Origin of the sequence: Candidatus Villigracilis proximus (assembly GCF_016717045.1) — a bacterium.
Lineage (GTDB): Bacteria > Chloroflexota > Anaerolineae > Anaerolineales > Villigracilaceae > Villigracilis > Villigracilis proximus.
The window spans coordinates 142,592-157,024 of the sequence record NZ_JADJUO010000007.1 but is presented as its reverse complement, the minus strand read 5'-3'; the positions used below and the strand labels follow the sequence as shown (position 1 = coordinate 157,024).

The 14,433-nt window shown below is 48.8% G+C and carries 17 protein-coding genes; 7 read left to right on the top strand and 10 right to left on the bottom strand.

Annotated elements, in window-relative coordinates:
* From IPL71_RS09300 to IPL71_RS09280, 5 genes are all read left to right on the top strand, one after another.
* Positions 1-1,062 (top strand): glycoside hydrolase family 3 protein, encoded by a 1,062-nt coding sequence (locus IPL71_RS09300; RefSeq protein ID WP_345320959.1) that lies wholly within the window; start codon positions 1-3, stop codon positions 1,060-1,062.
* Positions 995-1,588, top strand: coding sequence for a glycoside hydrolase family 3 protein (locus tag IPL71_RS09295; RefSeq protein ID WP_345320957.1), 594 nt, complete (start codon positions 995-997; stop codon positions 1,586-1,588). The genes IPL71_RS09300 and IPL71_RS09295 overlap by 68 nt, the downstream gene beginning before the upstream one ends.
* 18 nt (positions 1,589-1,606) lie before the next feature.
* A complete protein-coding gene (locus IPL71_RS09290; protein ID WP_345320955.1) occupies positions 1,607-2,644 on the top strand; it encodes an SIS domain-containing protein in 1,038 nt (345 codons plus the stop codon).
* 138 nt (positions 2,645-2,782) lie between these two features.
* Positions 2,783-3,118, top strand: a complete 336-nt coding sequence (locus IPL71_RS09285) for a hypothetical protein (protein ID WP_345320954.1) — start codon at positions 2,783-2,785, stop codon at positions 3,116-3,118.
* Complete coding sequence (locus IPL71_RS09280; RefSeq protein ID WP_345320952.1) at positions 3,079-3,753, top strand: ATP-binding protein; 675 nt, start codon at positions 3,079-3,081, stop codon at positions 3,751-3,753. The genes IPL71_RS09285 and IPL71_RS09280 overlap by 40 nt, the downstream gene beginning before the upstream one ends.
* 123 nt (positions 3,754-3,876) lie before the next feature.
* On the opposite strand, the gene IPL71_RS09275 is transcribed toward IPL71_RS09280, so the two are convergent.
* From IPL71_RS09275 to IPL71_RS09255, 5 genes are all read right to left on the bottom strand, one after another.
* Complete coding sequence (locus tag IPL71_RS09275) at positions 3,877-4,299, bottom strand: hypothetical protein (protein ID WP_345320950.1); 423 nt, start codon at positions 4,297-4,299, stop codon at positions 3,877-3,879.
* A gap of 233 nt (positions 4,300-4,532) precedes the next feature.
* Positions 4,533-5,195, bottom strand: coding sequence for a DinB family protein (locus IPL71_RS09270; RefSeq protein ID WP_345320948.1), 663 nt, complete (start codon positions 5,193-5,195; stop codon positions 4,533-4,535).
* Between the two features lie 110 nt (positions 5,196-5,305).
* Positions 5,306-6,754: a YfcC family protein gene (locus IPL71_RS09265; RefSeq protein WP_345320947.1), complete on the bottom strand. Its 1,449-nt coding sequence runs from the start codon at positions 6,752-6,754 to the stop codon at positions 5,306-5,308.
* A gap of 185 nt (positions 6,755-6,939) precedes the next feature.
* A complete protein-coding gene (locus IPL71_RS09260) occupies positions 6,940-7,107 on the bottom strand; it encodes a hypothetical protein (RefSeq protein ID WP_345320945.1) in 168 nt (55 codons plus the stop codon).
* 2 nt (positions 7,108-7,109) lie between these two features.
* Positions 7,110-8,480, bottom strand: a complete 1,371-nt coding sequence (locus IPL71_RS09255) for an alpha/beta hydrolase family protein (protein ID WP_345320944.1) — start codon at positions 8,478-8,480, stop codon at positions 7,110-7,112.
* A 69-nt stretch (positions 8,481-8,549) separates the two neighbouring features.
* On the opposite strand from IPL71_RS09255, the gene IPL71_RS09250 reads away from it, so the two are divergent.
* Complete coding sequence (locus tag IPL71_RS09250; RefSeq protein ID WP_345320943.1) at positions 8,550-10,583, top strand: fused MFS/spermidine synthase; 2,034 nt, start codon at positions 8,550-8,552, stop codon at positions 10,581-10,583.
* Positions 10,584-10,669: 86 nt separating this feature from the next.
* Here the strand turns inward: IPL71_RS09250 and IPL71_RS09245 are convergent, their stop codons facing one another.
* The 5 genes from IPL71_RS09245 to IPL71_RS09225 all read right to left on the bottom strand — a co-directional run bounded on the left by IPL71_RS09245 (position 10,670) and on the right by IPL71_RS09225 (position 13,660).
* Positions 10,670-11,422, bottom strand: a complete 753-nt coding sequence (locus tag IPL71_RS09245) for a DUF4013 domain-containing protein (protein ID WP_345320942.1) — start codon at positions 11,420-11,422, stop codon at positions 10,670-10,672.
* 20 nt (positions 11,423-11,442) lie between these two features.
* Complete coding sequence (gene trhA / locus IPL71_RS09240) at positions 11,443-12,081, bottom strand: PAQR family membrane homeostasis protein TrhA (RefSeq protein WP_345320941.1); 639 nt, start codon at positions 12,079-12,081, stop codon at positions 11,443-11,445.
* The gene (locus IPL71_RS09235) at positions 12,075-12,689 is read right to left on the bottom strand and encodes a class I SAM-dependent methyltransferase (protein WP_345320940.1); all 615 of its coding nucleotides are present in this window, start codon (positions 12,687-12,689) and stop codon (positions 12,075-12,077) included. Before IPL71_RS09235 ends, trhA begins: the two co-directional genes overlap by 7 nt.
* Positions 12,690-12,764: 75 nt before the next feature.
* Positions 12,765-13,112 carry a YtxH domain-containing protein gene (locus tag IPL71_RS09230; RefSeq protein ID WP_345320938.1) on the bottom strand — a complete coding sequence of 116 codons (348 nt, stop codon included), beginning with the start codon at positions 13,110-13,112 and terminating at the stop codon, positions 12,765-12,767.
* Between the two features lie 80 nt (positions 13,113-13,192).
* The gene (locus IPL71_RS09225; protein ID WP_345320937.1) at positions 13,193-13,660 is read right to left on the bottom strand and encodes a hypothetical protein; all 468 of its coding nucleotides are present in this window, start codon (positions 13,658-13,660) and stop codon (positions 13,193-13,195) included.
* A 211-nt stretch (positions 13,661-13,871) separates the two neighbouring features.
* Between IPL71_RS09225 and IPL71_RS09220 the strand changes: the two genes are divergently transcribed.
* Positions 13,872-14,432, top strand: a complete 561-nt coding sequence (locus IPL71_RS09220; RefSeq protein WP_345320935.1) for a TetR/AcrR family transcriptional regulator — start codon at positions 13,872-13,874, stop codon at positions 14,430-14,432.
* The last annotated feature ends 1 nt before the right edge of the window (position 14,433 follow it).

Sequence of the window (14,433 nt, the reverse complement as noted above, 5' to 3'; positions counted from 1 at the left end):
GTGAATCTCGAACAACGTGTCGGTCAAAAACTTTTACTTGCTTTTGAATGTAAGGAATTAACGCCTGAGGTCATTACCGCTTTTCGAAAATATCTCCCTGGCGGTGTCACTCTTTTTCGCCCGTTCAATATTGATAATCCATCTCAACTGCGTGCGTTGACCGATGCGCTTCAGAACCTTGCGCGTGAACTTCATCTACCTCCGTTGTTGATCGCCACCGATCAAGAGGGCGGACAATTAATGTCGGTTGGCGATGGTACACCTTTGCCCGGCAATATGGCGCTTGGCGCAACCCGTTCCGCCGAAATTGCGCGGCGTGCCGGCGAAGTGTTGGGCCGCGAACTTTCTGCACTTGGCATTAACGTCAATTACGCGCCGTGTGCCGATGTCAACATCAATCCGCAAAATCCTGTAGTGGGTGTGCGCTCCTTTGGCGAAGATCCAAAACTGGTTGGGGAACTGGCCGCTGCCTTAATTGAAGGATTGCAATCTCAAGGAGTGGCTGCCACGACCAAGCATTTTCCCGGTCACGGAGATACGGCCAGCGATTCACATCATGGACTTCCAACTGTTCCTCATCAAATAAACAGACTCCACGCTGTTGAATTCCCTCCTTTCAAATCCGCCATCCAGGCAGATACCAAGCTGATCATGACCGCCCACCTCGGCATTCCCTCCATTGATGGCGCAGACGCTCCTCCCGCGACCTTGTCTCAAAATATTTTGACAGGCCTGCTGCGGCATGAATTGGGATTCAAAGGCGTGATCATCACCGACGCATTGGATATGCACGCCATTCGTCAGGGTGACCTGCTCGGCGTGGACTCTGTCCGTGCGGTGAATGCGGGTGCTGATCTGCTGCTCGTGATGTCTAAACCTGAAGATCAGAAGCGAGTCTACGAATCACTATTACAAGCCGCGCAGACTTCGCAATTGAACATGACCGAACTGGATGAATCTTTGGCTCGCATTCACTCCCTCAAAGAGTGGATTAATGCTCAATCATCCTGCACCAGAATTAAGCGTGATCCAATGCGCCGAACACATGCAAGTGGCAAATGAGATCGCGGAGAAATCCATTACTTTGGTGCGTGACCATGCCAATCTTTTGCCGATTCGTTTGAAACCTGAGCAACGTATCGCGGTCATTGTCCCAACTCCTGAAGATTTAACTCCTGCAGATACATCTTCCTATGTCACACCGCAACTGGCTGAATCTCTAAGAACCTATCACGCCCATGTGGATGAATTTGTCATTTCCTCCACGCCTAATGAAAAAGAAATAGCGTCTGTTTTGAAGCAGGTGAACGGTTATGATCTCATTGTGATCGGCACGATTAATGCATTTCATCAAAACGGACAGGCAATGATCGTGCGTGAAATTCAAAAAATGAATATCCCAATGCTGGTTGTTGCTTTGCGGCTGCCTTATGATCTGGCGGCTTTCCCCGAAGTGCAAACATATCTTTGCACCTATGGTATTCTGGAACCATCCATGCGCGCGCTGGGGCGGGCGGTTTTTGGTCACGGGGCGATGACTGGTCATTTGCCGGTATCAATTCCCGGCTTGTATGAAGCGGGTTCTTAATCCCGAATAGAGGTTTGTATGTCACTATATTCAGAGATCGTTGAACAGCCCGGGCGGATTTCGTCCCTGCTTGGTTCGCAGAAAAAAACAGTCGAGAAGATCGCCGCTGAAATTCAGAAGCGCGATGTTCAATATGTGTTTCTCGCGGCACGCGGCACGTCAGACAATGCCGGACGTTATGCAAATTATCTGCTCGGCGCGATGAACGGACTTCCGCTTGCGCTGGCGACGCCGTCTTTGTTCACGTATTACAAACAGCCGCCGAAGTTGAAGAACGCACTGGTGATTGGAATTTCGCAATCGGGACAATCACCCGATATTGTCAGCGTGCTCGAAGAAGGCAAAAAGCAAAACTGCCTGACACTTGCGATCACGAACGAGTCAAAATCTCCGCTCTCACAAAGCGCGGACTTTGTGCTGGATATTCACGCGGGCAGAGAGAAGGCCGTCGCTGCGACGAAAACATATACGACCGAGTTAATGTCGATTGCCATGCTTTCGGCGGCGCTCAGCGGCAATAAAAAACACTGGGAAGATCTGCATAAGATTGCAGGTTGGATGGACGAAGTTCTAAAGCAAAATGAGTTTATTGCTCAAAATGCGCAGCGCTATCGTTATATGGATCAGACCATTGTGCTGGGTCGTGGATTTAATTACGCGACCGCTTTTGAGTGGGCGTTGAAAATGAAAGAGCTAACCTACGTCAAAGCCGAGCCGTATTCGTCCGCTGATTTTCAGCATGGGCCGATTGCAATGATTGATGATGGCTTTCCGATTTTGGCAATTGCTCCCAAAGGCAAAGTGTTTGATTCGATGTTCCAAATGTTGAAGAGACTTCGTAATGATCTTTCTGCGGAACTGGTCGTGATCTCGAATGATAAAAAGGCTCTGGCCTTGGCGCAAATGCCTTTGAGCATTCCAGCGGACGTTCCAGAATGGCTTTCGCCGTTGGTCAGTATTTTGCTGGCACAGTTATTTGCCTATCATTTGACAGTGGCGAAGGGATACAACACGGAACATCCGCGCAGTATCCGCAAGGTGACGGAGACAAAATAGCTTTCAGGAGTGCGGACTGATGTCCGCGCTTTTTGTTTTATAACCTGCAGAACTTTTAAGCCTGCATTATCTTGTGTTTGCATGGATTTATGTCATAATGCAGCCTGCTATTCATACACTAAACAGGAAGGTGACAACATGCGCGTGTGTATTCTTTCAGATGAAGATATTTCAAGCTTCAACCCGGGTCCATATATAAAAGATTTTGACTGGAAAATGATCACCATGACTGCGCCTGTCATGGATAAAATTCGCGCGCTGGCAGAGAGCAGGGAGTTCGATGTCTTTCTGAATGTCTGCGAAGGCTATGAATTTGAAGATGAAGAAGATCAACAGATCGGCTATCATGCAATAGAGATCGTTCAAGCCTTGGAGGCTTTGGAGCTACCTTTACCGGTGCTGACTCAATTTGCTTTGATCCGACCCGTGAAGAGATGCAAGCCATTGCAGATGCAAATAATATCAGCTTTGTAAAAGGTTATCAGGTCAAAAGTGTGGAAGAGGCTGAAAAGCTGGTGGTGAATTTACGCTACCCGATCATGATCAAACACCCGAAAAGCTATGGCAGTACAGGTATGACAAAAGACTCGCGTGCCGATACGCTGGAGCAGGTCCGCACGCAGGTGGAGCGGATTTGTAAAGAGTTTGGCGCGGCCCGCATGGAAGAGTTTATTGTCGGCAAGGAATTCAATGTGCTGGTGGTGGATAACGCCGATGATCTGAGTCAGCCGGTTGCATATCCGCCGGCCGAGTTGGTCTTTCCTCCCAATGAAGAATTCTGGCATGTGGATGTCAAGTGGAATTACGACGCGCCGTTTGATTTCAATCAGGTGAAAGACCCGCAATTAATTGGGCGTTTGCATGATATCGCCAAACGTATGTACCTCGCGATGGGACTTTCTGGCTACGGCCGCTGTGATATCCGCATGAATGACAAAGGAGAGTTGTTTATTCTGGAAATTAATCCCAACGGCGGCATTATGTTCAAGCCTGAGGAGTACGGCCCAGCAGATTATATGATCCTGTATGATGCTGAGGGTTACAAAGGATTCTTTACCCGCATTTTCCGCGCGGCGCATGTCAGGCAGAAGATGCGATCTGTGAAGTAATCTGGCAGAGGCTCTCATTAATTTGAAAGCATGGAAACGCAGAAACGTTGATTTTTCCTGATCAGGGAAAATCAACGTTTCTCTTTTTTATCTTGTATGGGAATGTTTAGGGAGTGCGGCTTATTACATTTTGCGTTGATAGTTGATCTTCCAGACCACATGCCATGTGATGCCTTCATCGTTGGAGCGTTCCCAATTCCAGAGGAATTTGTTTGGGGTAATGTCATACCAAATCATGCGCTGTTTGACGGGCTTACCTTCGACGATTCCGTTGCGGGAGAGGATCATTTTTCCGTCTGCAAATTCGCCGGTGAAATCGAGGTATGCACCTGAACTGTCAACCCAGGTTTGATGCCAGCGGTTATCTTCCTTGCTGAAGACTGAGACGCTTATTCCCAGATATCCTTCACTTGCAAAATTCTCTTGAACGACCATGCCGTCCATGATGCGCTCAATGCGATTTGTGCCGTGGTCGGTCTCGCCCCAGGTTAAGTCCCATTCACCAAGCCAAAAATTAAACTCGTGGTTGACGGATTGTTCAGCCATGTTACTTCTCCAATTTTTTGCATCCTGAGCGGAGCCGAAGGATATTTCTCAAGATAATGTGGATTTAATTTCTTCCACTCTGGAGTTTATGGTTTTTGCAAGCTGGAGACAACCTTCTTGAGGATTGTCTTCGCCGATCAGATTTGCTTCCACTTCGGCAAGGGCGGCGAATAAATAGCGGATCAGGCGTTTTGTTTCGGCGGGTGATTGGTTCGTGGCGTGCAGGGTTTTGTCTATTTGGACGGTGTGTTGATGAAGTGCGCTTCGTAGCGATGTAAACGGTGACGGATGGAGAAACGTGTCTCTTCCCAAAAAGTGGAGGGAAGTTCCAATTCGTTATCTGCGATGGTGCTGAATTCTTGAATAATAGCGGGATGGAATTGACGATGAAATGTAAGCATATCTTTGAAAGAATCGTTCATCAAAGAGTCGTACTCACTTTCGTTCATTCCAGTAATTCGTAAGTCATCTTCATCAGACATGCGTTCGGGTGACCAGTTTCCTGCGCGGTGTTTTTCCAGCGCGTAGCGAATTACTGCGCTGAAATTAATTTCTGCGCCAAGAATGTGCGCATAAACCTGCCGGACAGACCATTCGTTTTCAGCGGGAATCTGGTTTGCTTGTGATTCAGAAAGCCCGAAGAGCGCGGATTGTAAATCCATGTATTGTTTGTGATATTGACCGAGTATATGTTGTGCTTGTGTGACAGGTTTGCGTTTGGAGGCCAGTATCACCGCCAGTTGACGTAATTCCTGAATGGTGACGAAGACGGCAAAACGGATCCCTTCTTCATCGTGGTCTTTCCAGATCCATTCACGTTCCAGATCTTTTTCGGAGAGCGGCAGAAGAAGTGTGGCGAAATTTTCAACTGCGGATGCGAGATCATTGTTAAACATAATTGCTCCTTGAGCATTTGGTATCTGTCAGCTGGAGAATGCTTGAAGAAACAGGTGCCAGTTAACCGTTAAGAAAGATGCGTTTTTTAGTCGCTGAAAATTTTGATTGGTTAGAAAGGTCCGTAGTGGATGAGCACGCCGATGGCGAGGAATATCAAAGAGGAAAGAATGACCCAGGCCCATAGGCCGAGAACCCAGCGCAGCCATTTAGGGTAGGTAACTGCGGTGAGGCTGAGGCAGATGAGCAGCACGGCGCTGGTGGGATAGGCGAGGTTTGAGAAGCCGTCGCCGAAGACGTAGGCGAGCACGGCGGTTTGGCGGGTGACGCCGACCAGGTCTGCGAGCGGGATGAGGATGGGCATGAGCAGGAAGGCTTTGGCCGATCCGCTTGAGACGAAGAATTCGATGCCAAGGGTTAAGCCGAAAATAAGAAGCGCGGCGGTAATGGGATTCGCGCCGGTGAACGCGTTGGCGGCACTGTGCAGGATCGTGTCGAGGATGCCGCCTGAGGCGATGATGAATTTGACACTGGCTGCCATGAGAATTAATGGAATGGCGGGCGCGATGCCTGCCAAACCTTCGCCCGCGGCTTTCCATGCGTCTTTGCCGATGCCGGCGATGAGACCTGAGCCAATGCCTGCCACGAGAAAGAGCAAGCCGACGAGCGGGAGCGCAAGGTCACTGAGTACGGGGACGAACGGACCAGCAAACAGTGTGGCGAAAATCAATACAACGCAGACCAGTAAAAAGATGATCGCGGGCGTGGTGCCTTTGTTTTCATGCGCGATGGAGTCTGTGGTGAAGTGACTGTATTTCTCGCGTGTGGTTTGTTCTTCCACGTAAACGGGCGAGGATTTGGGATTCGCTTCCACTTTGCGCGCATGACGGGTGAGAAAGACCGCGAGCAAAATATACATAAAAATAAAAATGACGATGCGATAGGCAGAGCCGGAAAAGGCGGGCAGGTCTGCGATGCCTTGCGCGACGCCGATGGTAAATGGATTGGTGATGGCGGCGGAGAATCCCATGTTGGTGGCGAGGATCGACATGCCGAGGCCGGTTAGTGTGTCCCAGCCGAGGGAGTAGGAGAGGGCGATCATCAAGGGTACAAGTGGAACGATCTCTTCAAAGATGCCGAAGAATGCGCCGAGTGCCATGAAGAAAAATGAAATGATCAACAGCAGGGTGTATTTTTGCCCCGCATAACGGCGGACAATGCGTGCCAGCGCGGCTTTGAGGATTCCGCTTTTGTCCATGATGGCGAAGGCGATGCCGACCATCAGGATGAAAACGGTGATGACGATCACGGTCAGGCCGTCGGGGCCGGTGACTACTTCCAGTGGAGCGGTGAACCAGCGCCAGATGGGATAATCAGGTTTTTCGGTGAGCGTGAATGAATCAGGCAGCAGAGTCTCGCGCCCGTCCACTTCGATGCGTTGATATTGTCCAGCAGGGATGACGAGCGTGAGTATGCCCGCGACGATCATGAGTGCCAATAAAATAAGCAGAGATTGAATAAACGCTTTCTGACTGATCTGTGCGCCTGATTTTTGTTCCATGCAGTGACTCCTGAAGTGGGATGGGGGAAGTATAAAGGAGGAAAGGAAAAGGATGAAGGGTGAATTATGAAGGATGAAAGTGGAAGAAAGAAGTAAGAAGAAGTAAAACGTGAAGAGGCTTGATAATTGGGCGCTCTTCACGTTTTACTTTTCACGTTTCACTTTTTACTTCTCACTCTCGCCATTCACTTCTTTCTGCGCCTCATCCATCTTCCGCCGGCGATGAGTGAAATCAGAATGAAGGCGATGGCAATTCCTGAATATATTTTGATGTCTGTGATGATGCCAATGGCGAGAAAGGCAAGGCCCAGGATAAGAAAAATAGTGGATATACTGCGGCGGTCTAATTTCATGATTACCTCACTCGTACTTCTTTATAGGTTTTAAATACGCCATCAAACAATGCGGATGGTTTGTTGTATAAAGTCATCTCGAAGAAATCAAGCAGGTATGAATTGACGATCACGGTCACGCGTTTGCCGTTGAGCGGACCTTTCAAGCCGAGTTGCGGTGCAATGGGAGAGAGTAGGGGCAAATCGCTGAAGTCAAAATGTTTAGTGCCTTCAATAACGATCACCCCTGAATTGTTTGTGATGTTCGGATAAAACTGATTAAACAGTTTATTATTTTTGCTGTCTGTTAGATCAGCCCAGCCCTGACTGAACATGAAGAAGGATGGCTGTGAAAGTCCGCTTTCGATCACTTCGGCAGAGACAGGCCGCATGAACGGGTCCATGCCGAGCACGGCTTTACAGCGCGAATCAGTGCCGCAGAATTCGATCGCTGCTCCGCCGCCTGTGGAATGTCCGTAGACGCCGATGCGGCTCATATCTAATTTTTGGTAAAAGAGATTATTCGATTCTTCATCGAAATCTTGAAACTGATCCAGAACAAAAGACATGTCTCCAGCCCATTGATCGACCAACTTCCGAGCCACGATCTCATAGTTTGGATCTTCGGCGTCTTCAGGCAAAGCCTTGGGATTGTTCATTGCGACAGTCCCATCTGGGAAGACGGTAGTGACTGCGCCGTAGGTGTGTTGGGTGGAGATCACCACAAATCCGCGACTCGCCAACTCCACGGCCTGACCTGTGTTCTGCGCGTTGAATCCGTTCCAGCCATGTGAAAATAAAATCACAGGAAACGCTTCACTTGTTTTTGCCAAAGGCACATCCAAATACGCGGGGCTGATGGATAATGCGAGATGGTCAAGAAAGAAAGAAGGCAGATCAAGAAAACCTGCAATCGCGGGCGCGTAGATTTCCGGTTCGCTCATCCACTTTGCGTGCTTGGCCGTAGATGTTACTTCAGCGGGATACCAAACCTGCACCATGAATCTGCGCGTTTCATCTTTGCCTGAATATAATTCCTTGCGCTCGGTGTCTGTAAATTCGTAGGTTGTGGTGCCTACTGCGAAAGGTCCGCTGGGGGTTGCGACTTTTGGAACAGGCAGCAGCATAGGCAATACTGTCGAAACAGCGAGCAGGCCCAAGGTTAAGAATGATGCGACCGGTTTAATGTCAAATTTAAAAATGGGAAGGATTGCCAGGATGATGGTCAACACATATATGGGAATCATCTGCCAGCGGTAGCCCTCCAGTGTAAAATGAGCGAGTGTGAGAACCAGAGTCAGCGCGGGTATGAATCGAATGGTCTGCGGGCGCGGGGCCTGCCAAAGTAAATAAACCAAAAGCAGTAGTGGGATGATAATTTCAAGTGGGCGCATAAGTTGTCCTTGTGAGTGGTGTTGTGAAAATATTGTAAGTGATTTTATAAAAATTGAGTTGGAGGCGTAATGTTATTTTTTGCCCTGAGTATTTTTCTTTCTGCATTTTTATTGTTTCAAATTCAGCCGATGATCGGTAAATTTATTTTGCCGTGGTTTGGCGGCACGCCCGCCGTTTGGTCTACAGCCATGTTGTTTTTTCAAGTGCTGCTCACCGGCGGATATGCCTACGCCTACTGGCTGGTCAAACGCCCAAAACAGGGATGGATCCATATTGCATTATTGGGGATGACGCTCGCGCTTCTGACCGCGCTCGGGCTTGCGTGGCCGTCTCCGATCACTCCCGCCGCTGACATGCGTCCCGTGGCTGCGAATTTTCCCGTGTTAGACATATTCCTGCTTCTGACGATTTCTGTCGGCCTGCCATATTTTGTCCTCGCCTCCAATGGACCTTTGATGCAGGCATGGTTCAGTCGTATTTTCCCTGAACAGTCTTACGCGCGATTATATGCATTATCGAATGTTGGTTCCCTGTTTGGCCTGTTGGCCTATCCGATTTTGGTTGAGCCATCGTTGACTTTGTTTCAGCAGGGCTGGGCCTGGTCAGGCGGATTGATTTTATTTGTATTGGTCGCTGGTATCTTGAGTTATCGCGCCCGCAACGAAAATGGAGCTGCGACACAGGCTTCAACAGCTGAAAAGCCTTCGGGGGCGCTGCGTGTTTTGTGGATTATTTTGAGCGGCACAGCTTCGCTGTTTTTACTGTCTGTCACCAATCAGGTTTCGCAGGAAGTGGCGGTCATTCCATTTTTGTGGATTGTTCCGCTCGCGGTGTATTTGCTTTCTTTTATCTTTGCGTTTTCTGATTCGCGCTGGTATGACAGGCGTGTGTACGCGTTGTTGTTCAGTATTACATCGCTTGCCATGCTTTGGACTCTGGTGAATGCAAGTTCTTTGAATGTGATCGTTCAGATCGCCATCTACAATTTGCTGTTGTTTCTTGCTTCGATGATCTGTCATGGCGAGTTATATCGTTTACGTCCGCACGCCGATCATTTGACCAGTTTTTATTTAATGGTTTCGCTGGGCGGCGCGGCGGGTGGTATTTTTGTGAATTTAATTGCGCCTTTCATTTTCACTGGATATTGGGAATTCTATCTCGGCTGGCTGATGACCATGATCCTGTTGGTGGTGATGCTCTGGCCGCGCTTCATGTCACAAGTCCGCTTGCAGGCGCGTGCGATCAATCTCTCGTTTTTGGCCGGAGTTTTGCTTCTTTCTTTTGGCTTGAATCGATATGAAAATGCGCTCTTCGTCGAGCGAAATTTTTACGGAGTGATCCGCGTGCGCGAACTGGACGAGAATGCCGATACCATGATTCATGGGATGACGGTGCATGGTATTCAATATCTCGCTGATCGGGCACGTCCCACCACATATTATGTGGAAGATAGCGGCGTGGGATTGCTTCTGCTTAATCATCCCCAGCGCGGACAAAACCTGCGGGTAGGTGTGCTGGGGCTTGGCGTGGGGACTCTCGCAACTTATGCAGAGGAAGGTGATGTTCATCGCTATTATGAGATCAATCCCGTAGTGATACGGCTGGCAGAGGGCGAAGGCGGGTATTTTACTTTTCTGAATGACAGCAAAGCAGAGATATCAGTTGTGGCAGGCGATGCACGCATCTCTCTGGAGCAGGAACTGGCCGCTGGAGAAAACCAAAATTTTGATGTGCTGGTGCTGGATACCTTCAGCAGTGACTCAATCCCTGTGCATCTGGTAACAAAAGAGGCCTTTGCTTTATATCTGGATCATCTTGCCCCCGATGGTGTGATTGCCGCGCATATCTCCAACCGTCATTTGGACCTGCGCCCCGTGTTCTGGCAATTGGCACAGGAGTTCGGCTTGGAAATTGTTCAAGTTGACAGACTTGTATCTTCAGATGGCAACGGTTTTCCATCTAACTGGGTACTGATGACGCGCAACGCCACCCTGTTGGAAATCCCCGCGATCAAATCTCACTCAACCTCTTTTGAAGGCTATACTACTTCCATCAAACTGTGGACGGATGATTACAGTAATTTATTTCAAATTTTGAAGTAATCACAAACCAATTTGTAAAAATGCTGAGTATGCAGGTCAAAAAGATCCGCATACTCAGCATTTTTTGTGTTCTGTCAGGCTTTCTATTATGCTGTTTCTGGTGTGATCTTCATCTCAGCTTGCGCAAGTTTTTCCTTGCCAACTTTATACGCCTGTGCAATGGTTGTGTACATGATCAAGGCAGAGTACATGGTGATTGCCGGCAAAAGAAACGGGATGAGACAGGCAAAGATAAGGGTTGCTCCGATGATCTGAACGGCCAAACTCAAAGCTAGTGTGGCTGCGTAGAAGATCGCAAATGCGGCGATGAATCCGCTCAGGTTGGCGCGGAAGATCGGCCACCATTCACGGAAGCGGAAACCTGCTGCAAAATCATCTTTTTCCACCACGTACATTTCTGCGGCGGGAATAATCAACGCCAATGCAAATGAGACGGGAATCAATATACATAATGTGCCGGAAATGACCACCATGAGAATTGGGAAGAGTACGTTTAGGTCTGAGCTGCTTGCTTCGCTCATAAATATCGGCATAATGAATGTGGAAATGAACAGAGGCGCGGCAAGGATCATGATCGGAATGGAGAAGATGATGCGAATGCCGAACATCTTGGCGCCATCTTTGAACATGCCGCCCCAGTCATCCCATGCGACCATGCGTGGAGTTTCATTGTTCATGATCTGTCTCACAATGCGAATTGCATATCCGTACAAAACAAAGAACGGAAGGACAGGGACGATAAAAGCTGAAAGCGAAACAAGACTGCCGATCAGAAAATGCTTGCGCGAGTCGGCATCTTTGAAAGGGGAAGGTAAAGAGTTGGTTGAGGTCAAGTCCAAAAAACATAAAGGTCCTGTTATTAAAGCGCCACGCCCAGCACGGCTACAAAGTGAGATGCGGCGGCGAGCAATACGAAAATATGCCAGACTTCATGGAAGCCAAACACGCCCGGTACAAAATTAAATATCTTTGTGATATACACGATCGCGCCGAGGGTATAGATCACGCCGCCGATGATAAGCCAGGTGAAGACCCAGGCGGGGAGGGCGGCGAGTAATTGTCCGCTGGCGCCGACACAAAGCCAGCCCATCGCGAGATAGATACCCGCGTTCAACCAGCGCGGCACACGGATGATAAACACCTTAATGCCGATCCCGATGATCGCCAGCGACCAGATGGTGATTAACATGCCCCACTTCCAAAAGCCTGTGAAAGCATTGATGCAGAATGGCGTGTATGTGCCTGCGATCAGAAAATAAATGGCCGAATGGTCGATCTTGCGGAAGATTTCCAGCGCCTTGTCTTTCACGCGCACCATGTGATAAGTGGCGCTGGCTGAAAATAAAAAGATCAGGCTGAGTCCATAAACGACCAGCGAAGCAACCTTGGCGGGTGCTCCCCAGCCCACGATCAGCAATGCGATCAATCCGATCAGCGCAAGAATTGCACCCGCCCAATGGGTCAGGCTATTAACAGGTTCACGTAATTTTTTTAACATTTCTTCTCCTCTTTCTGTGCAACGACAACCAGCAGGTTATCTGATTTTACTTCAACAATTTGTACTTCTGCTATAAATTTTGATTCAGCCAGTTTTGTTTTTATTTTTAAATTTATGGATTCATACGCCTCAGGCGGACTCTCGCCCGTGACTTTAAACAGCCATGCGAGGATCGGACTCTTCGGCCACGCTCCAAGCAAAACGATCAGCCTGCCACTGTTACGAAGGACTCTATGCGCCTCTGACAAAGTCTGCATGTCGAAAATATATTCAGATGGAAAGGTTGCAATGAGCGTGTCAAATGACTCTGCGGCGAAGGGTATGTTTTGCGCGAGGGCGCGCGATAATTTTTGAGCGCTGCCGATGCGGCGTTTGGCGAGTGTCCCCATCTGCGCTGATTCATCTATCGCAGCAGCGAACAGGTTTCGGCGAAGAAGGAGGCGCTGCAAATGTCCGGGGCCGTGTCCCAGCTCAAGGATGCGAGTCCCCTCAATGAAGGGGGTCATGCTAAAGACCCAGTCTTTCCATTTTCCAAATGAAACAGTTGCGGCGACGAGGTCATACGTAAATGCAAAGGAATGATACAGCAGGTTATAGAAAAACCGCATGAAACGCTGCATAAGGTTCATAAATAAAACAAGGGTTTGACCGCGAAGTCAAACCCTTGCTGTCTTGAAATTTTATTAAGCAGCTGTTGCTTCGGTGTCGCCCTTCTTGGGCTTGCGGACAGCTTCAACTGCACTCTTGCCGCGTTCGCGAACTTCATTGGCGAGTTCTGTCGCACGCACACGGGCTTCACCCGCGAGTTCTTCAGCACGATGACGGGCATCTGTTGCAAGTTGTTCGGCGCGGGCATAGGCTTCTTCGGCGCTGACTTGTGCCTTGTCGCGTAATTCGATGCTCTTGTCCTTGATCAGAGCGCGGGTTTCTTCACCAGATTGCGGGGCAAACAACAGGGCAACGACTGCGCCTGTGAGGCCGCCAACGACAAAGCCGACGAGAAATGCGCCAAATTCATCACGTTCAGACATGGTTACAACTCCTTGGTTAATTTTTGAATGATTTTTATTTACGCCCAATGGTTTTTATAACCCTGGGTTTACTTTCAAGATTATTTCTTTTTGATACCCATCAATTCTAACATACGTGTGAGACCAGCCAGATAGCCGCTCAATTTCATGACGGGTTCGATCACTTCTTCGCCCAAAAACTCCACAGTGCCGCGCAAGGTATTGACGGTTTCATTGGTGGCGTTCAGGATCGGGCGGACTTCGTTTTGCAGCAGGTTGATGAGACTCGCCAGCTGCACGATCAATACGATCATGGCAACGCCGATGACGAGTGACTCAAGCGCGACGACGATGATAAAGACATCGCGGATCTTGTCTGTAGGTGCGGTGGGCTGCAAGAGGAAGAAGATCGCTACGCCAAGCAATACAAGAATAAACATGACTCCAGCGATCACGCTGGTGACGATCATCTTTTGTTTGCGTTCCTGTTCGCGCAACTCAGCAATTTGTTCAGGAGTGAGTTGGGGAGCGGGCGGGGGTGTTTGTTGTTCAGGTTGAGGTAATGCCATAATTGAATTATAGCATTAGATGATGGTTTTTTCAATTCGCATTGGTTGTGTTCCCATGGCTGTAGCAAAGTCAGGAAATATTAACGCGCACATCCTTGCCCTGCCGTCAGGCAGGAATAGGTTAAAAGATGTTTCTTTTACGAGACTTGACGCACATAAAAGGCAGTAGTAAACTTTGCCCTACCTACCGTTCGGTAGGGAAGGAGAAGTGATGACCAGAGACGATATTCTTGATGCCGCTGCACAGGTCTTCCGCCAGAAAGGCTTTCATGGTGCTTCCATGTCTGCAATTGCTGAGGCTGTGAATCTGCAAAAAGCCAGCTTGTATCACCACGTCACATCCAAACAGGAGATCTTGCTTGCGCTTCTCGACCGCGCTCTCGGTATGCTCACTGACCATATTGCCGGAATTGCCTCCCAGTCCCTTCCCGCCGACCAAAAACTTAGACAAATGATCCGTGCTTATTTATCTGCTCTTGCCGAAAATGGGGATCTCACGGCAGTTCTATTATTTGAACATCGTTCACTCGACAAAAAATCACATGCCCGTCATGTCCCTCAACGCGATAAGTTTGAAGGACTATGGCGGGATGTTATTAATGAGGGAATTCAAACAAAGGTCTTTGATTTGAAAGACCCCGGCCTTGCCGTGCGTGCATTGATGGGTGTGATGAACTGGACACTCACATGGTACAGCCCTGAGGGCGGCAAGACTATTGAGCAAATCGCAGATGAGTATTCAGATTTTGTGTTGAAAGGCATGTTGAAGTAGA